The organism is Brevibacillus sp. FIR094 (assembly GCF_050477165.1).
Taxonomy (GTDB): Bacteria; Bacillota; Bacilli; order Brevibacillales; family Brevibacillaceae; genus Brevibacillus.
Map to the genome: position 1 here is coordinate 1 of NZ_JBEAES010000058.1, position 19,410 is coordinate 19,410.

Annotated in this window: 20 protein-coding genes and 3 pseudogenes; 7 read left to right on the top strand and 16 right to left on the bottom strand. The window is 40.4% G+C overall.

The genetic code is table 11. The annotated features are described in order from the left end of the window. Window positions 1–110 precede the first annotated feature (110 nt). The gene (locus ACQ5DJ_RS28740; RefSeq protein ID WP_429845429.1) at window positions 111–500 is read right to left on the bottom strand and encodes a hypothetical protein; all 390 of its coding nucleotides are present in this window, start codon (window positions 498–500) and stop codon (window positions 111–113) included. 543 nt (window positions 501–1,043) lie between these two features. On the opposite strand from ACQ5DJ_RS28740, the gene ACQ5DJ_RS28745 reads away from it, so the two are divergent. Continuing rightward, window positions 1,044–1,508 (top strand): hypothetical protein, encoded by a 465-nt coding sequence (locus tag ACQ5DJ_RS28745; protein WP_429845430.1) that lies wholly within the window; start codon window positions 1,044–1,046, stop codon window positions 1,506–1,508. A 402-nt stretch (window positions 1,509–1,910) separates the two neighbouring features. On the opposite strand, the gene ACQ5DJ_RS28750 is transcribed toward ACQ5DJ_RS28745, so the two are convergent. The 3 genes from ACQ5DJ_RS28750 to ACQ5DJ_RS28760 are packed head-to-tail and all read right to left on the bottom strand — an operon-like array spanning window position 1,911 to window position 2,388. Beyond that, window positions 1,911–2,084, bottom strand: a complete 174-nt coding sequence (locus ACQ5DJ_RS28750; RefSeq protein WP_429845446.1) for a topoisomerase DNA-binding C4 zinc finger domain-containing protein — start codon at window positions 2,082–2,084, stop codon at window positions 1,911–1,913. A 23-nt stretch (window positions 2,085–2,107) separates the two neighbouring features. After that, complete coding sequence (locus ACQ5DJ_RS28755; RefSeq protein ID WP_429845447.1) at window positions 2,108–2,188, bottom strand: hypothetical protein; 81 nt, start codon at window positions 2,186–2,188, stop codon at window positions 2,108–2,110. Then, window positions 2,185–2,388, bottom strand: coding sequence for a restriction endonuclease (locus ACQ5DJ_RS28760; protein ID WP_429845431.1), 204 nt, complete (start codon window positions 2,386–2,388; stop codon window positions 2,185–2,187). Before ACQ5DJ_RS28760 ends, ACQ5DJ_RS28755 begins: the two co-directional genes overlap by 4 nt. Before the next feature lie 277 nt (window positions 2,389–2,665). On the opposite strand from ACQ5DJ_RS28760, the gene ACQ5DJ_RS28765 reads away from it, so the two are divergent. The 3 genes from ACQ5DJ_RS28765 (at window position 2,666) to ACQ5DJ_RS28775 (ending at window position 6,862) form a co-directional block, all read left to right on the top strand. After that, entirely contained in the window at window positions 2,666–3,775 is a 1,110-nt protein-coding gene (locus ACQ5DJ_RS28765) for an acyltransferase family protein (RefSeq protein WP_429845432.1), read from the top strand. A gap of 609 nt (window positions 3,776–4,384) precedes the next feature. After that, a complete protein-coding gene (locus ACQ5DJ_RS28770) occupies window positions 4,385–5,206 on the top strand; it encodes a DUF6492 family protein (RefSeq protein WP_429845433.1) in 822 nt (273 codons plus the stop codon). Between the two features lie 1,245 nt (window positions 5,207–6,451). Beyond that, a complete protein-coding gene (locus ACQ5DJ_RS28775) occupies window positions 6,452–6,862 on the top strand; it encodes a hypothetical protein (RefSeq protein ID WP_429845434.1) in 411 nt (136 codons plus the stop codon). A gap of 1,012 nt (window positions 6,863–7,874) precedes the next feature. Here the strand turns inward: ACQ5DJ_RS28775 and ACQ5DJ_RS28780 are convergent. From ACQ5DJ_RS28780 to ACQ5DJ_RS28800, 5 genes and pseudogenes are all read right to left on the bottom strand, one after another. Next, entirely contained in the window at window positions 7,875–8,102 is a 228-nt protein-coding gene (locus ACQ5DJ_RS28780) for a hypothetical protein (protein ID WP_429845435.1), read from the bottom strand. A 572-nt stretch (window positions 8,103–8,674) separates the two neighbouring features. Continuing rightward, window positions 8,675–8,806, bottom strand: a complete 132-nt coding sequence (locus ACQ5DJ_RS28785; protein WP_429845436.1) for a hypothetical protein — start codon at window positions 8,804–8,806, stop codon at window positions 8,675–8,677. Window positions 8,807–8,847: 41 nt separating this feature from the next. Then, window positions 8,848–9,540, bottom strand: a complete 693-nt coding sequence (locus ACQ5DJ_RS28790) for a hypothetical protein (RefSeq protein WP_429845437.1) — start codon at window positions 9,538–9,540, stop codon at window positions 8,848–8,850. Between the two features lie 383 nt (window positions 9,541–9,923). Beyond that, on the bottom strand, window positions 9,924–10,085 hold the full coding sequence (locus tag ACQ5DJ_RS28795) for a hypothetical protein (RefSeq protein ID WP_429845438.1): 162 nt from the start codon (window positions 10,083–10,085) through the stop codon (window positions 9,924–9,926). A gap of 458 nt (window positions 10,086–10,543) precedes the next feature. After that, window positions 10,544–10,636, bottom strand: a pseudogene (locus ACQ5DJ_RS28800) (excisionase family DNA-binding protein); the annotation flags it as partial. Between the two features lie 763 nt (window positions 10,637–11,399). Between ACQ5DJ_RS28800 and ACQ5DJ_RS28805 the strand changes: the two are divergent. After that, complete coding sequence (locus ACQ5DJ_RS28805) at window positions 11,400–12,614, top strand: GDSL-type esterase/lipase family protein (protein ID WP_429845439.1); 1,215 nt, start codon at window positions 11,400–11,402, stop codon at window positions 12,612–12,614. A gap of 431 nt (window positions 12,615–13,045) precedes the next feature. On the opposite strand, the gene ACQ5DJ_RS28810 is transcribed toward ACQ5DJ_RS28805, so the two are convergent. Both ACQ5DJ_RS28810 and ACQ5DJ_RS28815 read right to left on the bottom strand, forming a co-directional pair. Then, window positions 13,046–13,504: a hypothetical protein gene (locus ACQ5DJ_RS28810; RefSeq protein ID WP_429845440.1), complete on the bottom strand. Its 459-nt coding sequence runs from the start codon at window positions 13,502–13,504 to the stop codon at window positions 13,046–13,048. A gap of 220 nt (window positions 13,505–13,724) precedes the next feature. Further along, window positions 13,725–13,997 (bottom strand): HU family DNA-binding protein, encoded by a 273-nt coding sequence (locus ACQ5DJ_RS28815; protein WP_173621504.1) that lies wholly within the window; start codon window positions 13,995–13,997, stop codon window positions 13,725–13,727. A 268-nt stretch (window positions 13,998–14,265) separates the two neighbouring features. Here ACQ5DJ_RS28815 and ACQ5DJ_RS28820 point away from each other — a divergent pair. Together ACQ5DJ_RS28820 and ACQ5DJ_RS28825 are read left to right on the top strand one after the other, a co-directional pair. Then, window positions 14,266–14,432 (top strand): annotated as a pseudogene (locus tag ACQ5DJ_RS28820) (tyrosine-type recombinase/integrase); the annotation flags it as partial. 523 nt (window positions 14,433–14,955) lie between these two features. Further along, window positions 14,956–15,789, top strand: a complete 834-nt coding sequence (locus tag ACQ5DJ_RS28825) for a creatininase family protein (RefSeq protein ID WP_429845441.1) — start codon at window positions 14,956–14,958, stop codon at window positions 15,787–15,789. 451 nt (window positions 15,790–16,240) lie between these two features. Here ACQ5DJ_RS28825 and ACQ5DJ_RS28830 read toward each other — a convergent pair whose 3' ends face one another. From ACQ5DJ_RS28830 to ACQ5DJ_RS28850, 5 genes and pseudogenes are all read right to left on the bottom strand, one after another. Beyond that, window positions 16,241–16,486, bottom strand: coding sequence for a hypothetical protein (locus ACQ5DJ_RS28830; RefSeq protein WP_429845442.1), 246 nt, complete (start codon window positions 16,484–16,486; stop codon window positions 16,241–16,243). A 12-nt stretch (window positions 16,487–16,498) separates the two neighbouring features. Beyond that, window positions 16,499–16,786, bottom strand: a pseudogene (locus ACQ5DJ_RS28835) (YolD-like family protein); the annotation flags it as partial. 414 nt (window positions 16,787–17,200) lie between these two features. Then, on the bottom strand, window positions 17,201–18,034 hold the full coding sequence (locus ACQ5DJ_RS28840) for an exosporium leader peptide (protein ID WP_429845443.1): 834 nt from the start codon (window positions 18,032–18,034) through the stop codon (window positions 17,201–17,203). 393 nt (window positions 18,035–18,427) lie between these two features. Beyond that, entirely contained in the window at window positions 18,428–18,598 is a 171-nt protein-coding gene (locus ACQ5DJ_RS28845; RefSeq protein WP_429845444.1) for a hypothetical protein, read from the bottom strand. A 163-nt stretch (window positions 18,599–18,761) separates the two neighbouring features. After that, on the bottom strand, window positions 18,762–19,241 hold the full coding sequence (locus ACQ5DJ_RS28850; RefSeq protein ID WP_429845445.1) for a M23 family metallopeptidase: 480 nt from the start codon (window positions 19,239–19,241) through the stop codon (window positions 18,762–18,764). Window positions 19,242–19,410 lie beyond the last annotated feature (169 nt).

Sequence of the window (19,410 nt, forward strand, 5' to 3'; positions counted from 1 at the left end):
GGTCGCATTCTCTTGAAGGTGTTTTGATTTGTCTTACGTTATGGGGTCAGTCCCTATAAACGGCTAGAGGGTTTTTTCTGTTTTTATAAGTCCTACTGAAAAAAGTTATTTTACATACCAATTACTCTTACAGGTTCTTTCCTAATGGAAGTTGATCCATCTCCCACTTGACCATTTATACCTGATCCCCACCCCCAGGCAGTACCATCACTTTTAATTCCTAAGGAATGTCCATTACCTGCGGAAAAATCAATAAAATCTATCAGGTTTGTAATTTCAACTGGGACGTTTGTTTTCGTTGTTGTGCCATTACCAAGCTTTCCACCATTATTTCCCCATGCCCATACGGTCCCATCAGATTTTAAAACAAGGGAATGCCCTGAACCTGCACTGACCATATCAACATGCACATGATCTTCACAGGCAAAGCCTTTTCCTGTAGGCATCAACAGCAGAGCAGACATAAGAAGACTTACTGAGATACTTTTGATTCTTTTCATAATTATCCCCTTTTATTTCTGATTCAACTTTTTTAAACATCATAATTAAACAACGCTTGCAAAGTTCTTAGAATTTCTTCCTCCTCTCAGTGAATCTGCTTTGTAATGTGCTACATCCCTCGCTTTCAGTTCTGGGCTTTCTGTTGTATAAACTCCTGCTGCTGCCCAAGTGATTGAGTTTCTATTTCTATTTTATCGATTAATTTTTCGCTCGCTAAAAACGCTGGAAGTCTGTAAGTAAGTGTAACGGCTTCATACAATCGCCCCAGAAAATAGAAAGGCCCTCCCCCGGATCTGATTCCGAAGGAGGGCGTATGTAATCATGTAACCAATTTTCAAAAAATTGGAGAAAATGCCGATACAAAGTCAGGCAATTTTCTTTGACGACTTCATATGTTATTGCAGGAGGTGGTACAAGTGGCTCTTAGATGTCTTTGTCGGGGTAGTAGATGCAATATTTTTTGCAGGTGTGGATGCAGGCGAAATAGGAAATAACACATAGGTAGCCAAGTAGAATAAAAGTAGCAAACTAAGGAGGCCTATATGCTCTTCCTAAACTTGATTTTCCTCAGTTTGGTGACGGTTGGCAGCATCCTTTATACCTATAGAAATCGATCCGAGCTGGCCTGTATGGATGGGATGATCATCGCTATGGTGTTAGGTGCTATGTCTAGTATCTCCTTGGGTATAAATATTCAAGTATATCTGGTAGCCGATTTACAACTTGCTACTATCATTGCTGTCGCAATTGGCATGGTGGTTGGATTTATCACAGGGAAGCTGGTTTCTCTTACCGCTTCTATTGAAGGAGTAATGGCAGGGGTTATGGGTGGGTTGATGTCACCGATGTTAGGTGCCATGCTTTCTCATCCCTTGGGGCTTATATGGTTTTTGGACTTTGCCTACATCTTTGTTTTGATCCTGATTGTTCTCCTTGTAAAAGAAGCAAGGCAAGCCTTTTTGGAAGAAGCAATGGATGTTGAGAAAAAAACAAGCAGTTTATCTTGAAACTCCTCAAAACACGGACGCTCTCGCCTCTTTGTATGTTTTTTACAGCGCTCTGGGATTAGTGGTTAGCGTACAATCGCGTGGCGTTACCGAGAGCACGCAAGAACATTCATTTCCTACTTAATTCTAGACAATAGCTATATTTTCTCTGTTCGGTAAAATCATTCTAAAAAGTAGCAGGAATGATGGATCCAGAGATGGTATTGAATCGTTTAAATGAAGCTGAGCAATCTCTTGAGCATTGGAGAGCAGTACATGCTGCTTTATTGTAACTATTAAAAGCCCTCCCCCGTTTATCCGGAAGGAGGGCTATCACTTTTATAATGCTGCTAGAAGTAACTCGAAAAATAGTGAAAAAATCATCCAGTTTCATGTTCTCTCTCCTTTAACCTGAGGGGAGTCCTAAACAACTTTTGTATTCCTGCACCTTGGGTATCTACTACCACCGTAAAACTCCCCGTTTGTTCCCTTTCTTATAGCCATCTGGCTTCCACATTTTTCGCAAAGCCCTTTTTCAGTTTGAAATTGAGTGATAACTTTTTTAGGATCTGGTTTTGGATTCATCTGGATTATCATTTCAATGAGTGTTTCTCGATTGATCAATTTTCCCCGTTAGAAGAAGCATCTGTGAAATCCTTATTAGTTACTACCGACGATCTCGATGCATCATAGTGTTTCATTGCTCCGACGACTTGCTGAATTGCATCGATCCCAACGTTTTTAGAGTAGCGCTTGGCTTGGCTTGGACTACTATTTTAGTGCCATTCTTATGCAATATCAGATCAGCTCCGAAATCTCCTGAGGTACGTGTTACTTCTGTTTGATAACCTTGAGACTTGAATAATAACCCAAGGTATTGATCGAATTGTATGCTATCCATTTTGTCTAATTCACGTATTCCTGTTTATCTGTGCTATAAATCTTGATAAATTTGAATTGAAATTTTTAAAGAAACTTTAGAAAATGTTTCTTTTATCTTTCTAGTATTATCATATGATTTATGCCTAAATATGAAAATCCTCTTCAAAAGATACACAGATTGGTTTTGTACTGCTTGTATCAGAATCCAAAGGAAAATAAGCAAAATATGTATAAGTATGCCACCTTACTAGTATATTGGCATTTACCAACAACAAAGTTTACAAGGAGAGCCATTTATGAGTAAGAGAATAAAAGAATTAGATTCAATACGAGGATTGGCGGCCATTACAGTGGTGATTGGACATTTTTGTTTAATGCTACCATCGTTGCCTAATTCCATCAAATTTTTACCTCTTAGATTTTTATGGGCAGGTGGAGAAGCTGTAATCATTTTTTATGTACTCAGTGGTTTTGTCTTATCTGTGGCAATTTATCATTCAGAAACCAATTATTGGGGATATTTAATTAAGCGATTTGTAAGAATTTATATCCCTTATTATGTCTGGATATTCATCACCTTTGCTTTATTTATTTTGTTTTCGCCATATGAAGTTACGGGATTACGAGATTGGTTTTATGATAAGTGGCAAGGACCTATAACAAAATTAGATATTATCAATCACCTTGTTCTTCTTAACAACTTTTTTACAGATAATTACAATCCAGTTATCTGGTCATTGGCTCAAGAAATGCGTATATCTATCGTGTTTCCTTTATTATTCCTTCTTTTCTATAAACAGAGTTGGAAGAAAACGATACTGTTTGCCATGAGCTTTTCTTTAATTAGTATTTTCCTTAATATATTGCATATTGGAAAAGCTGAGGGATTTTATAATGGTTACGCTGATACACTGCATTTCACAGCTATGTTTATGATCGGAATGTTACTTTTTAAGCATCAGGAAGAACTTGTCCGTTTATATAGAAATATGAAAAAATTAAAAAGAAGACTTCTTATCACATTAGGAATCATTCTATATCTATACTCTACTGGAATTTTGGCGATTTCTCGTAGTGATACGTATTTTCTATTAAAAGATTGGGGCGTTGTAATTGGTGTTAGTATACTTATTATAATGGCTATGAGTAACCTAAAAGTAAAAGCAATTTTAAATAAGAGTGTATTTGTATACTTAGGGGAAATTTCGTACAGTATCTATTTATGTCATTTTCCAATCATGATGGTACTATTTAAACTTTTGTATGCAAAAATTCCAACCTCTTTGCTGCTCCTCTTATGTGTTACAACGGCAATATTGTTTTCTATCGTTTCGTATCATTTTATTGAAGTGAAATGTATAAGATGGGCAAAGCAAAGAACATTGAAATTCAAAAAAAAGGTGTAATTCAGAATACAAAATGAAACTTACAAATCGTGCATAGGGAGATGACTCTAACTAATGACGGTGGTACACCATCTATAAATACTCCAGATAAACCGGATAAACCGAAACCTCCACCTACTCCTAAGCCGTAACTACTCACCCAAATAGTCGTTCTAATTGAACGGCTATTTTTCTTTGTACACAGAATGTTAAAATGCGAATAAATTCATCATCCATGAATTTGGATAGGGCTTCATGGTCACTGACCATGAATATCGATTTTTCAATCGATTTTCAATCTATCCTCCTCCATACGCCTTTTGCCGGTTTCGTCGAATTTCGTCGCGGCCATCACAGCGCTCCTGGTTTTCTGCCAGTTCCATCTGTTCCGTTCTACCTTCAAAGAAACGTATTTATCCAGTCAGTATCAACGGAGTCGGATCGAACTACCATTGTTAATACATACTCATCGACTCAAGAAAGCAGACAAACACCCATTTTGCAGGATTTCCATATCTGTCGTATTCACCATAAGGAAGAAAATCATATCTTATCTGGAAAGTCGTACACTCTGGCCGACCTGTCCAGACACATATGCTTGAAACTGCTCAGCGAAAAGGAGTTGAGAAGTTGGCACGTTCAGCGAAAAGCACCTTCCACAGCTCTATCAAAATTGATGTCCTGATCCCAGCTATTGAGAAAGACCTTGGCACTCTTCCCTATGTTATTGACAGTATCCGTAAGCAAGTGAAGCATCCGGTCGGTAAGATCATGGTCGTATCACCACCAAGCAAGCGAATCCAAGCCCTTTGCCGGCGTAAAAACTGCACCTTCATCAATGAAAGACGCGTCCTACCGATTACAAAAAAAGACATTCACTACCAAACCAAACGCACCAATCGCTCAGGCTGGCTGCTCCAACAATTGTTGAAGCTGGCGGGAGGAAACTTGACCAAGCAAAGGTATTATCTTGTGATTGACGCCGACACCATTCTCATCCGCCCTCATGTTTTTCTCGTCAACGGGAAAACCGTTTTTTACTGCCGTAACTGGAGTCGTCCCGAGTATTTTCGCACCTATAAGAAGTTAATGGGAACCAAGCCAACCGCTTCGCGCTCTTTCGTTGCTCACTATATGCTGTTCGACAAATCGAAGCTCTCTCGGCTGAAGTCTAAAATTGAGGCTAGGCATAAAACTAGATGGTACTGGGCGATTATCAAGAAAACCAACAAGCAGAGTTATGCCGGCTTCTCCGAGTTCGAAACTTACGGTAACTTCGTAAAAGCTCACTACCCCGGTCATCTGGTTGTAAGAAGTTCCCTTAACAAAAGCTTATCTTCAAAACCAGCATCACTTACCCGTAAACGAATTAGCAGACTGGCCCAGAATTACAGGTCCATCTCCTTTCATAAACGCGGCTGGTATATCCGGAAGATGGGCGTGAGAAAATGAAGATGCGAACTGGGTGAATCATTATGCGATTCGAAAAGCTTCAAAGGGCTTGTCCCGTTATGTGAAAGCCTGTGGTCCATTTCGAGTCAACCATATGGAACCTTATCACAATGAGCAGTTTGTTAAATCATAGTCTGGAAATATTGCCTGATCGCATTGAGACAATGATCGGATACATCTGCGTGTAGCCATGATTAATTTCAAAGCGACTGTCTCAAAAGCCCTAATGTGGCTGAGGGATGGTCGTTTTTCTATTTATCTGCTCATATCCTATTTGATATCAGCTCTGACCACTAAACAAACTTGTGCTTGTGTACTCTGCTTTTTTTTGTCCCATCCACTCGCACTACGCTCCTAGTAAAAGGAGTAATGTCGCCATATGGAGAGGTCGCTTTATTACATCGTTTCTTGGAGTGAGGCAAACCACAGCGTAAACGCAAACGGTGGGGTCTGGAAAAACGATAGCAATGTGATTCGGAGGAATTTTTAGTTGCTTTGATTGCACGAGTGCAAACGGGATAAAATGTTCGGATAAGACACTAACGAGTGCAGGTGCTTTTTAACCAGATACGGATTAGTCCCAGTTTCGAATGTACCGATTGTGGAAGTTTCATCGGCAAAATAAACATGTACTCACCTTGATACAAAAAAGACCCCAACTGCTTTTAGCAAATTGGGGCACACAAGAAGTAATACGTGAATAAAAAAGTAGCTTATCAATATAGTAGGTTATCAGCTCAGTATTTACTATAAGTATATATAGGTATGCATACCTACTCTTGCCACAAAAAAAATAGCGCAGACTCATCTGCACAGATTGAGTCGTACGCTTAATCCCCAAGTTAACCTATACTAGATTACACAATTATTATCGACCTGCTATTAAAATGATTTCATGTAATACTTGCTACTTCTATTGAATGGGTCATATATGAAAGCAAATTGGCTGCCAAGAGCAGCTTTTCTTTTTTTACCCAACTGCAGTTTTTTAATTACTACATTGACTATCAGGAGTTACTAAAGAACTTCATTAATATTGAAAGGGTTATAAGTCATGATGAATTTAGAAAGCTTGACTAAGCTACACACTCTCAAAAATTATTTAAACAATATTTCGTAAAAGGAAATTGTTACAAAAAAATAAAAATTCCATATATTTACATATCTTGGAAAAAGAGTTATATTGGGATTGCTCAATCAAACCAGCTTTATATCGGGCGCAAGAAAATAGAAGGAGTGGTTAGAATGAAGAAGTTTATTACTAGTTTCGCAACACTGGCATTATTGACTTCAGCGACACCTGCATTTGCGCAAGAGGGACAGCAGCTTGCACCAGTTTCTAATGTTGCCAGCAACAAAAAAGCGTCGGATAAACAAGCGATAAAGCCTTTCGCTGAGTTTGTCACTATAAACTTATATTGGAATCAACCACCAACTGCAACAAGATTTGAAGTCATTGTTACAAATGTTACAGATGGCTATGTTTTGGAAAAGAGCCGGCAAACATCTACAGAATTTTCGGCTCGTAGCTTAAGAGTTGGAAATCATTACAGTATTATGGTTCGTGCTCTAGACCAGTTCGGTAGTCAAGTCGGACAATCATGGTATAAAGATTTTGAAGCAAAGCAAAATGACAATTGGCGTTTTTGGTTTTAATTGGTTAATGATCTAATTTCAAGCATGGAGATTGTTAGACTGTCGACATTTCGACAGTCTTCTTCTTGTCTTCTAATCAAATGCAGTATTAGTTTTCTTGGGAAACTGTTACTAGTATCGTTTCGTAAAAGGATTAAAGGTGTATACTTGCAAATATGTTCCTGAAAAAAGTCTCCTATATTACTCACTTCAATCAATACTGTACCTTCATGCTCAGTCGGAATATATTCATTCAGCAAATATTTAAGGCATGATATTAGGAACCGTATGTAACTGATTAATTAACTCGGCCATACCATCAGGATTTTTCATTACGGCTTCTGAGTTTTCACTAATCCGCTTTAACCACTCTTCCATTTTTCAAATCGTGTGTTGTGTACAGTGATTACCATTTTGTTGTACGATATTTTATGGTGATAGAAAAGATTTTTCAATCAATTTTAAAAACCCCTCGCACTTACAGGCACAAGGGGTTTCGCTTATTAATAAGGAGTCATGTATGGCTCGCGCTTCCAATCGTGAACGCGTGTGCGAAACATGTTCTTAGCTTTCAATCGGTTTTAATACCGTCTAGAAATCGATAAATTCAACAGTTTTAGCTACTTTAATTTCAAATGACATCAAATCATTTCATCATTTTGTGGGTGTTCCTTCTGAACATACACTGTACTGGATAGCTAGGCACCGAATCAGTTTTAGATTTTCCTCACAAAAAGAAACAGCGGCAGTTTTGCACTGACAGGTCGACCGTTATAGTGGGCAAGCCAGCCAAAATCACCTTTTATCCAGCCAGCAATCTGAACATCCACATGCGTGTAATTAATGACCTTTATGATATCATTTATCCGTTTGTCCGTGTGGTATCGCCCGTCCTTTCGATTGGCGACTATACCCTCCATGTTTCTTGCGATAATTGCGTCCCATAAGTCCTCGCCACGTCCGTCAATGTACGCAATTTGCTAATGGTTGGCGTGTTTGTAACGCATGATCAAGGTCAGAGCCTTACGCTCCATTAGAGGAAGTCCCCGTAAGTCAGATTCTTCATAGCGAAGGATATCGAATACAATGTAGGATATCGGCAGTTGAGATCGCTTTGACTGGGGAATCTCGCCATCGTTAGTTCGAAGTCAGGAACCCCAGCTGTCGGGTCTAATACCACCAACTCACCGTCCAGTACGATGTCAGGTCCGTCCGAAAAAGGTTTATCAGCTTGCTCGAGCATCATTGGAAAAATAAACATGTGGGGTCACCTCAAAAAAAAGTCCCCAACTGCTTTAAGCAAATTGGGGTACAAAGGAAGTAGTACGTGAATAAAAAAGTTCTTATCAATATAGTAGGTTATCAGCTCAGTATTTACTACAAGTATATATAGGTATACATACCTTCTCTTACCACAAAAAATAACGCAGACTCTTCTGCATAGATTGAGTCGTACGCTTTATCCCCAGGTGAACCTATACTAGATTACACAATTATTATCGACCTGCTATTGAAATGATTTCTAATTACTTCCTTCGCTTCCTAGCGTTGTATAGATAGTCGTTAAGACGAACCTTAACCGTAACAATGACCAAGTACAAGAATCCATCGGTTATTTTCTGCTCATGGATTTTTCCACCCAGCTGCCCGAACTGGCTTCTGTATTGTTTTCACTCGGCCCATATCGATATCGTATCCATCATTTGGGCAGTATAACATTTTAAGCTGGTCTTGATTTAGAGTTTCAGCATCAAGTGCTAACGCCTTAAAAAGCATGCCATACAAGATTACTTCGTGTAGTATCTCTCGCCATCGGTCAGGTTGAATTATTATCTAATACATCCGTGCAACCTGCAGCATTTTTACAATGGGCACCCACCACACACCATCAACGCGAACAAGCTTGATCTTGATCTTGATCTTGATCTTGTTCATCACCCTTTTGCGAACAATCTCTTTACTCAAGTAATAAGAAAGAGCACCAACTTGGGTGCTCTTTTGTTCGATTAATCGATAGCTTTCGTTTTCTTTTCTTTATTCTTTTTACGTTTTTGTTTTTCTTCACTAAAGAAGGTCATTATAGAAATTATTAATGCGACGATGACAAGGGCGAAATTCAATAGCGATAACGAGTTTTCCGCAATAAATGTTGAGAACATCTCGGTAAATTTATTACCTTTGAATGTCGTCAAAAGAAAAACAATTGTAGCAGCAAACATAGAAGTGGCAGTGGAAAACATCAAAGACAACGTTGTACTTTTTGTAGAAGTAAATGTTACATATTGTTTAACAGTAGTTGTTTCCTCGATGTTTTTTGTTATTAAGCCATTCTGAGTATCCAACAATCTTTGGCAATAAAGCAGTTTATTATCGTGTGATAGGAAATTTGAATCCATTACCTCTTTGATCAAATCATCGATAATTGCTTGAAGTGAATCAACATCCTCAAGTTTTACATTATACCGTTTTGCAGTCGCGATATGGATTGATTTTAATATCGATGTCGAAGGCAAATTTTCTTCAGGTATACTATATCTAATTGTTTTAAATATTTCTTTGTTTACTTGCCCTACTTTTTGAAAATAACTCTTCTTTTCTTTTAAACGTTTGTAAATATCAGTTACATAAAATACTAACAAACCAGTAATAATGCTTGTGACCCAACTATTATTGAAAAAAATCAGTAACCATTCCAACATATAGATCATTCCTTCTGATCGTCTTTTAATTAAATTACCAAATTTTACCTAAAATAGGACGGTTCTTTAGAATTTTATTTTTGTTATCTATCCCGCTTGAATAAACAAGCCGCCCAATCACTCAGGCAGCTTAGTTTCTCTTTGTAGTTTGGATGTTGCGCAATCGACAATCTCGTTTAGTTCGCTACTTTTACTTTGCTTTCACTTGAAACTCCATAGCTGCTTGAACAGCTGCACGCGTAATCTCTTCGATCATTTCAGGGCTAAGTGCTTGTTTCTCTGCCATGCTTGTTCACCCTCTCTGTTGAAAATCCCAAGCGCTTGGGATTTTGCTATGCGCTCATCGGATCAATCCTTGCTTTCAGTGCTTCCAACAGCTTATCTTATGTGGTTGCCTTTGACTCAAGTGAATCCATGACATCTTTATCAGCTCCACCCTGTACAACAAGATGGTGTAGAATGACCTTTTGCTTTTGTCCTTGGCGGTGAAGACGCTTGTTTGCCTGCTGGTACAGTTCCAAGCTCCAAGTTGCGTATTCATCCAACTGTTTCACCCAAGAGGCAAGATTCCGCGCCCTTTCAAGGATGAGTCCTACTTCCTCAATTGAAAAAACCCCTCGCACCTACAGGTATAAGGGGTTTCGCATATTGATAAACAGTCATGTATTGCTCGCGCTCCCAATCGTGAACGCGTGTGCGGAACATGTTCTTATCTTTCAATCGGTTTTAGTACCGACTAGAAATCGCATGAAATCAACATTTTTAGCTACTGTCATTTCAAATGACATCAAATCATATCATCATTTTGTGGGTGATTTGTGGGTGAGCTTACATCTTGAAATGCCACATATTATACAGCTTAGAGCCCTTCGACTTTGGAGGGCTTTTGCCTTCTTTTTAGCATTTGTTTTCTCTATCATGCTTGTTCGTCAACAAGATCGCTAACCCCTCCTGCTTCCACCCATGGATTTAATTTACTGAATCGGAAGTGAATTGCCAGTTATCATGAACTTAAAGATCCTAGTCGAGATGCTGGTAATGTACCTTCTCGTACCATAATGTAGATCGTCTCAGAAGAAATATTCAGGTATTTGGCTGCTTTATTAACCTATAGCCATTTTTCTATTTTAGGCTCGCCTCTCGTCTCCATCCTCTCTAGTAATCTTGGTATCAACATTTTAACTAGCCTGATCACCTCGTAATTTGAATTAACTGACCTTATCCGCAGTTTGGACAAAACCACATTTTTCGAATAATGGACAATCTGTATTTTTCATGGAAGGGCGAAACGGAATCGGTCCTTAGGAAGTGCCCAGGCATTTGTTGTTGAGCTGGCACTCGCTGACCGGGTGTTTCGTGAAAAACTCAAAGGGTACATGATTGGTGGAGGTGAGTACTTCATCTATCTTGCAGATTATATGAATCGATACTGATTAAATAGTAATTATCGACAGTTTTCAAAAATAATTTTCCGAAAAAATCCTTCACAGTAATTTACATACTATTACAATATAAGCATGTGCTTATTAAAATGAAATGGGATGTTTAATAGAAAAAGTTTCTGTCTGTGATCTTGGCTTTCGCTGTATTAGCCATTGGTGTCCCTTCCGCTTTTGCTCAACAAGAAATTACATCTAATAAGCAAGTCTCTCCTCAACCTGCTTCAACAATAAACGCTTCACATAGTTTCCCATTTACCAAGAGAAGCATACCTTAGAAAATAATTCTTCATAAATCTCGCGAAAGGTCAATCGAAGACTCTGCTTGTACCATTTTCACACGATCTCGATCTCATCTGCACCTGATATTGATTTTTCTATTCTATGATTTGGGTATCTTGCAAGAAGGAGTTTTTTCGTATGAAAATGGTACAACGATGGGTAAGCATTTTTCTATCAGCGGCGATACTATCGACCCTCGTCGCCTGCGGAGCGACCGACGACAAGCGTCAGACTCAGCCCGCTACGACGCAGGCGCCCGCAGGCAGCGTCCATGAATTGTTCGGCAGCAGCTTGTTCGTAGGCGACTCCATTATCGGAGGACTGACGAACGATGACCTGCTGCCTGAGGCGAATGTTATGGGCGGGTTGGGTGCAACGGTCCAAACTACACTGGATAACGTCGAAGAGATCACGAGCCGCAAGCCGTCGCATGTATTCCTGTCAATGGGGCAGAACGATCTCGGGGAACCGCTGGAGGAAGCGAAAAAGACATTCGTACAGAAATACTCTCAGCTGGTCGATCGTATAAGGGAACTCCTGCCGGCGGCCCACGTCTACACGATGTCGATTACGCCGGTAGATACCACATCGCCGTTCGGTGCGTCCATGAACCCGCAGATTGAAACATTCAACGCAGCCCTGCAAAAGATGGCGAAGGAGAAGGGAGTAGATTATATTGACCTTGCCCCCATTTTCCGGCAGCACAAGATCCAATACGATGAAGACGGCTCACATTTCACGAACGCATTCTACCCAATCCTGCTGGACTATTTGAAGGAGTGGACGGATCTGGCCAATCAGCCCCGCGGTCCGGCGATCACTGATCCGAACGAAGCCTACAAAGCAGCGTTCAGGCATAGTGTTTTCCTGGGGGATTCCATCCTTGGGGCGTTGTCCTATCTAAGCAAAGTGGATTCGGCGAATGTCATCGCCCCGAGCGGCGCGACACTCTCTCTCGCCCTCATGAATGTCGAGAAACTCTCCAGCCGGGCGCCGGAGCATGTATTCATTCTGCTGGGCAGCAATGACATTCGGTTGTCGGATAAGCAGGAATTCCTCGAGCGCTATCGCCAGCTGATCGGTAGCATCCGGAACGAGGTACCGAATGCCAAGCTCCACATCCTGTCGATCCCACCAGTCGCCGAGGAAGCCCAGAAGCAAGAACCGCGGTATGCGAACATTCCGGACTTCAACCAAGCGCTTGAACAGTTTGCCGATGAAGTCAAAGTCCATTACGTGGACTTGTCACCCCTCTTCGCCGCCAACAAAATCCATTACGCGAACAACGGCGTTCACTTCAAGCCGGATTTCTACCCGTTGCTCCTTGACTACTTGAAGGAGATTGTAAAGTAGGGAAATGGTCGATTAGTTCGTAAGCGTCAAACAGCCCCCACCTTTTAACAAGGATAGGGGCTGTTTATGCTTGGCAGAGTTTTTCGGATCCACAAGCTTCAGTAGTAGTTTTTATATGTACCTGGATACTCAATCCTTACTCTCTTCTGAAGCCTCAATTTCATCTATTTGAAGTCTTTTAGCAATTATTTGATTTCTAATTTGACGATGTAACACTTTGTATGTTGGTACCGATAATACATAGATTTTCCTTTTATTATGAATACTTCTATAGTTGTGTCATAGCTAGGAAGAGAATGACGTCCTAGAATGTCGCTTGTCTTACCTCATTATTCTACTATCGAACCCAGTAGTTTAACGTAGGTTGCCGATTACCAGCTGCCTCTTTTTTGTGTATATTGCACAATCGACTCCTGTTAATTCAGTATAGTTCATAAGGAATCAATATTTAATAAACGTCTGTATTTTTCTTCTCTTTCTATTTTCAGCCTATTCCTTTCTACATTATTTAAGAGATCTAATCTCATCTTAGATGAAAAACCTGTCTCTTCAAGTACGTTTAATTCTACATTAAAAACCCAACTGCTCACATTAAGGCTAGATGAGGTGGAGTGTTCGATTAGACCTGGCTCCTGCTCTGAATCTACTTGAATAAAAGAACCATCTTCAAGAAAGAATTTATAACTTAGTCCATAAGCTAATATACCTAGTACCTCGCCCAAATCACTATGAGATATCTTCACGACCTCAGCAAGCACTTCCTTATCTTCAGCAGAAGCGAAACCATTTGCAAATCCTATTCCATTGTTTTTAAGATAAAAAAAGTCTTTATCACCTACGATGATCGTTTGGTCAAGGTCGTACCAATAAGGTTCCCATTTCAATTCCAATGTTAAGCCCCCTTCAAGATAATATTAAACTATCCTGCCCGCTCGTTTAACGTTGCTGACGAAGTAATTACCCATTAATATCTCACGACTGATTGATACAATTATATCGGTGATGCTATATAGGGTACCTCCGGCATAACGCTGAATTACCTTGATTGACAACTATTGCTTTAAAAAAGGAAAACGCCTCGATAATCGGGGCGTTTTTTGTATGTATAGATTATTTTACTGAATCCTTTAGTTCTTTACCTGGTTTAAACGCAGGCATTTTACTCGCAGCGATTTCAATTTCTTCTCCAGTTTGAGGATTACGACCCTTTCGAGCAGCTCGCTCCCGTACTTCAAAATTGCCGAATCCAATAAGGGATACTTTGTCCCCTTCTTTTAGCGCATCTGCGATAGCATCTAATATAGCATCTACCGCTTTTGTAGCATCTTTCTTAGTTAATTCTGTGGTTTCAGCAACTCTTGTAACCAGTTCAGTCTTATTCATAAAAACACCCCTTCCTCAAGATATCCTCATTTTACTAGAAAAATAGAGGAAATGTAAGTACTTAGGGAACATTTGTTTGTGGAGTCCAGGATTAGTATCATGAAAATAGGAATCATAATCACTTGTACTCCTTTCGTTCAGCGCGGTCGATTGCCCTCCTTATTCCAGTAATAGCGAGTCAAGCGCGTCTTGGCTTATGTAGTATCTATGACGATAAGAAGCTCTTGTCTATAACTCGTTTAATAGTCATTCGGCGCAGGGTTTACACCACAATTTGAATCTCGTTTTAACCAGAGACGATGGTAATATCGTCCCTAAATCGTCTTGAACAATCCCTCTATCCCTATTCACTCTCTCAGACACACTCACGCAGTGCTATTATTGGAAACTGGAACTGATATGAAATACATCCAAGAACGATTAGGCCACGGCAGTAAAAATAGTGGGTAAATCGTGGGCAAAAATGTTATACCTCTTAAAAAATCAAATTTGCCCACCAAACAGAAAACCCCCTCGCACTTACAGGCACAAGGGGTTTCGCTTATTAGTAAGTAGTCATGTATTGCTCGCGCTCCCAGTCGTGAACGCGTGTGCGGAACTTATCCTTGGCTTTCAATCGGTTTTAATACTCCATGAAAACCGCATAAAATCAACTTTTTCACCTTCTGTGCTTTCAAATGACCACACATCATTTCATCATTTTGTGGGTGATTTGTGGGTGCGTTTGTGGGTGCGCTATACATTTTGAAATGCCCTATATTATGCAGCTTAGAGCCCTTCAACTTCAGAGGGCTTTTGCCTTCTATTTAGCATTTCAATGGTAGTTCATATGTTTAGACTGAGGAATTGCTAAGCTAATGGGCAGGATAATTCAATAAATTGGTAGAATTTCCAATAAAGGACGAAGAAGTAATGGTCAGCTATGGATGAATATTTCGAATTCGATTTGGGGGATATCATGTACTCTATTTTCCAAGATACTGTCGCCGATATGACATGGATAGAAATTGAAGAAGCACTAGAAAAGGGGGCAGTCGTACTCTCACCAACGGGTGTGATTGAGCAGCAAGGACCCCACTTACCTACTGGAGTGGATATTTACGAGAGTCATTACATTTGTCGTAATATTAAGCAAAGGTTACAAGAAGAGAACATCCCAATTATTATATCTCCTCCGTACTACTTTGGCGTAAATCATATAACCAGTGCATTTCCCGGTTCTTTCACATCCAGAAAGGAGACCATACAATCAGTATTATTTGACATGTGGGAATCCCTTTTTAGGTGGGGAGCAAAGCATATTTTTGTGATTGATGTACACGGCGATAAACTGCACGGTGATGCGCTTTACAGTGCTGTTAGAAAGACTAGGGATAGTTTAGATATCGATGTGCGTTTAGTTATATCTAATTTATTGGCAGATCAGTTAAGGATTTCAAAAGATCAAGAAGAATTTTTGATTTTTGATATCGATTTTTCCTTCGGTTCCTTTCAACCACCACCTAACTATCCGGATTTTCATGCAGGAGCACAGGGAACAGCAAGATTTCTGAAGTATTTTCCACACTTAGTAAGACAAGAAAAAATTAATGAACTGACCCCTAGACTGTTTAGTGCGGAAGATCTAAAGGGCTGGCAAGTGGGAGCTGAAAGTGCTAGAACAGTAACCCCATATGGTTATGTAGGGGATCCACAAGGGTATCTTCCATACTTGACAAAAAATAAGATGGATTTCATTAGTGGCTTTATCGAGTTTGCATCAAGAGAATTACTTCATTATCTAAAAAGGTAAAAAGGGAAAATTGGTTTTTAGCTAACGGGGCTCGATAGTTCAATGAGGCAGTCTTCAACTTTATTATTCGAATTTATCTTATGCAACAATACAATACGATATCGAGTCTAAAACTATTTATTAATATCTAAGCGATTAAAATGACCGGGATTCCTTGATAGATAAGGAGTGCCAGTCTAATTTATCATTAGCAAAACTGGAGTACAACTCTGAATAAATCAATTAGAATACTAGACACCAACCATTGAACTAATGGGCAGAATATAGCAAACTGCTTTTAGCAATTTCTGAAAAAGAAACTGTAAAGTTCTTATCTTTTATAACAAATGCGTTCGATAGTTGAATAATGAGGTAAGACAAGCGGCATTCTAGGACGTCATTCTCATCCTAGCTACCGCTTTTTTTCTGTTCAGTCATCGCCTTACCATATCCTCGATTTTCTTAAGTACATCTATTCGTAACTCACCTTCATAATGTCCAGGAAGGGAATTTTCCTTGTTGCTCCGCTTTCTTCTACATGAACTAGCCTTGTACGCGAATCAAGAACTGTAATCCGCCCTCGGACTTTCTCAGGTATTCCCCAAACAGTCAACGCTCTTTCGTCGCCATCATCATTTGCTTCAATGAGCTGAGCCCCCAATTCTTCTAATTCAAATTCGTCTCGTGTTGGTCTTTTGGGTATGGATGCCTTTGCCATCTATTGAACCCCCTAGCTTCTAACGTCAATAATCGTATCCATCGGAATCCATTGGACATCTTCATCCGTAAGCAATTTTACCTTCCTGCTATTCGTATCTACCCACTCAACTTTTCCCCACATTCTGCACGTAGTTCCAATGCAATTCTCCTTGTGTTTCCACCAAGTAATCGCGACAGCATAGTTTTCTCGTCCGGCGTCCTTGAGTTGGTAATGATACGATTCAAGCTCATCCTGTTCAAGTATAGGCATAGGTACTAGTTTGTCATCTTCTTTCATTGATAGATACAATTCTCGCTGCTCCGGTAATACAAACCGTGATGATCAGAATAAGTTATCGATTTTCTTTGCCATCATTACCGTCCCTTTCTCTCCCCTGATGTAATTACTTCGATGTTATCCGGTTCCGTACGCTGCCACTCGATATACTCCTCGCGCGCTAACACTTCAAGTACGGTCATCGACTTCGTCCGGTCTTTACGCATATTACGTCGATGCTCGGAGGCTTCGGTTTCATAGCCGAGTAGTTTCCGATTATGCGTAATATCTTTCGCTCAATGTCCGTGAGCAAGCGCCACCCCTCCGAATAAGAACGTTTGTTTGCATTATATACGAACACAATACGAACACGCAAACAAAATAGTCCTCCTGCAAATTTCTCTGCGGGAGGATTCATTTTTAAAGGGTATTTATTTTTTTGTTCATCAGCCAAATCTACACAGGGGCTATCTTGGCAGCAATCCTATCCAATGCTTCTTGAACTGTTGTCGGAACAGGTCCCAATGACCAATCAGCGGGATTAGCAGGGGTATAACCTAAGCCAGCAGCATCATCTAATTTTTCAATCACTGAATTTCCTACTAGAGTCACTCTGCTTCTAATAGGAATTGAGTCGACAGTAGCCCTAATTCTAGTAGCGACACCTGCTACACCGTTCACAATCAAACTACCTTTTATAGCGAAACTTAAGAGGTCGAATGGATCGATTGGAACTGTTCCATTTGTCACATTCACTACTACATCGCCATCTGTCCCTCCACCAATTAGATGTACTTGAGTATCGTATGGAACGATAGAATTTATTGTGATGACGGGTTGGGGTAACGGCAGAGGAACGCCTCCAACATAAGAAGCGAACATTGTGACATTTGCACCATTCTGCGTATAGCCACCAAATAACTGGGAGTCACGGATATTAATCTGACTAAGAAAAGTACTATTTCCAGTAAATACTGGTGTTGGAGTAAAATTGATACTCACAAAAAACAATCGACCGGTAGAAGGGGTAATTGCATTGGTTGTAAAGTTGAAATCAAGGGGCGCTGTCAATAACGATAAATCTACAAAGCCAGCACGATTATCAACATTTAGGTTTCCATTCCAGGATGGGTCATTTATATCGAATGGAATAGCGAGTCTGGTTAATAATGTACTTGCTCCAATTAATTGGACGCTTGCCTTTAAATGAATAAGGGGTTCTGTGAAGGTTCCTGGTCCAATAGAAATTGCATAGCGTTTTGTCGGTGAAGCATCTACAATGAACGCCATCGCCCTTGTCACAGTTAAAAAGGGGTTGCATTCCGTACCATCACCCGTTATATCATTCCCGCCCTTATTAACGTAAACAATCTGAGTTGCTACTGGTGGAGGATCTATACACCCAGGACCAGGTGGGCCAGTAGCACCTTGTGGACCGGTGGGTCCTGGTGGACCAGGAGGACCAGGGGGACAAGTGCATCTGGGGGGGAAAATAGGTTGACAACCGCTTGGTGGAGGTCTCCAGCAATTATTATACATCGGAATATCAAACCTCCTAGTCATAATGACTTCACATCAACACTATACTATGCAAGCCAACATTGGATGTGTAAAAATCAGGAAATCGCCCTAACCTGATGATGCTTCATCCTAGTTTATTTGGGGATAAAATGCCCTCCCCCTTTATCCGGAAGGAGGGCTTTCGCTTTTAAATGCGGCTAGAAGTATTTCAAAGGCCTGCTGGATCGCCTTGGCTTGCTCATCTGTCAGCACCCCATACCCTGCTCCTGCAATTGCAAGAGCTCCCCCTACGATCATCAAAACTCCCTGTTTCTTTTTGTTTGCCTTATCCATAATAATCATCCTTTCAATTTAACGATCTTGGTCTCTTGTACCCATTCCACCTGCATACCAAGTGCACACGAGCAGGAGCATAGGACGTTCCTACATCAATTGTGATTGTCAGCTGCTTGCCGTTTACTCGGACATCTTGTGTAGCTGCTATCCACTCCACTTTTCAACCTGCAGCCTCTGCAACCTCACGCACTGGTAAGGTTGAGACGCCATTGTTGAGGTAGCCGTGAACCGGGAGCACCAGCCCATTGATCTCGATGGATGCCTTATCCACAGGTTTATCAACAGCTTTTTTCTCTGGTTGGGGGCATTCTCTCGCATAAAAATCGTCGACATACTTCACTGGATGTACGTGGTTTCCAAAACCAAAACTTGGTCCATTTTTCCGAACCTCATAATGTAAGTGTTGTCCTGTAGATTTCCCGGTGTTACCTTGTCGGCCGATCACCTGACCACAATCAACGAACTGTCCAAATGAGACACAGGAATCTGTGAGGTGTGCGTACATATGTAGGTAATTGTCTTTGTCTTGGATGATTACTGTGTTTCCAAAACCGCCGACTCCAGTACCCGCTTGTCCTATGTTTGCATAAACAACCGTACCTGCAATGAAAGCTTGAATATTTGCAATTGAAAGTGACAATTTGAAGACTACATGGAGAAGATTTATGAGTAGTTTTTTGTATTGTGGGTGAGTTTGTGGGTGAAACGATTTTTACAGCCGCACCCACAAATTGAAAAACCCCCTCGCACCAACATGAAGTGCACCCCTTAAAGTAGACATTGGAAAAACCCCTACGGTTTACCGATGA

Bases quoted from the DNA above. Each gene is read 5' to 3' on its own strand.
- ACQ5DJ_RS28805 (WP_429845439.1), top strand. From the start codon at position 11,400: ATGAAAATGGTACAACGATGGGTAAGCATTTTTCTATCAGCGGCGATA.
- ACQ5DJ_RS28790 (WP_429845437.1), bottom strand. From the start codon at position 9,540: ATGTTGGAATGGTTACTGATTTTTTTCAATAATAGTTGGGTCACAAGC.
- ACQ5DJ_RS28830 (WP_429845442.1), bottom strand. From the start codon at position 16,486: ATGGCAAAGGCATCCATACCCAAAAGACCAACACGAGACGAATTTGAA.
- ACQ5DJ_RS28775 (WP_429845434.1), top strand. From the start codon at position 6,452: ATGAAGAAGTTTATTACTAGTTTCGCAACACTGGCATTATTGACTTCA.
- ACQ5DJ_RS28840 (WP_429845443.1), bottom strand. From the start codon at position 18,034: ATGGCGTTCATTGTAGATGCTTCACCGACAAAACGCTATGCAATTTCT.
- ACQ5DJ_RS28845 (WP_429845444.1), bottom strand. From the start codon at position 18,598: ATGGATAAGGCAAACAAAAAGAAACAGGGAGTTTTGATGATCGTAGGG.
- ACQ5DJ_RS28825 (WP_429845441.1), top strand. From the start codon at position 14,956: ATGTACTCTATTTTCCAAGATACTGTCGCCGATATGACATGGATAGAA.
- ACQ5DJ_RS28765 (WP_429845432.1), top strand. From the start codon at position 2,666: ATGAGTAAGAGAATAAAAGAATTAGATTCAATACGAGGATTGGCGGCC.
- ACQ5DJ_RS28755 (WP_429845447.1), bottom strand. From the start codon at position 2,188: ATGAAACACTATGATGCATCGAGATCGTCGGTAGTAACTAATAAGGAT.
- ACQ5DJ_RS28760 (WP_429845431.1), bottom strand. From the start codon at position 2,388: ATGGATAGCATACAATTCGATCAATACCTTGGGTTATTATTCAAGTCT.
- ACQ5DJ_RS28740 (WP_429845429.1), bottom strand. From the start codon at position 500: ATGAAAAGAATCAAAAGTATCTCAGTAAGTCTTCTTATGTCTGCTCTG.
- ACQ5DJ_RS28745 (WP_429845430.1), top strand. From the start codon at position 1,044: ATGCTCTTCCTAAACTTGATTTTCCTCAGTTTGGTGACGGTTGGCAGC.
- ACQ5DJ_RS28815 (WP_173621504.1), bottom strand. From the start codon at position 13,997: ATGAATAAGACTGAACTGGTTACAAGAGTTGCTGAAACCACAGAATTA.
- ACQ5DJ_RS28780 (WP_429845435.1), bottom strand. From the start codon at position 8,102: ATGTTTATTTTTCCAATGATGCTCGAGCAAGCTGATAAACCTTTTTCG.
- ACQ5DJ_RS28750 (WP_429845446.1), bottom strand. From the start codon at position 2,084: ATGATAATCCAGATGAATCCAAAACCAGATCCTAAAAAAGTTATCACT.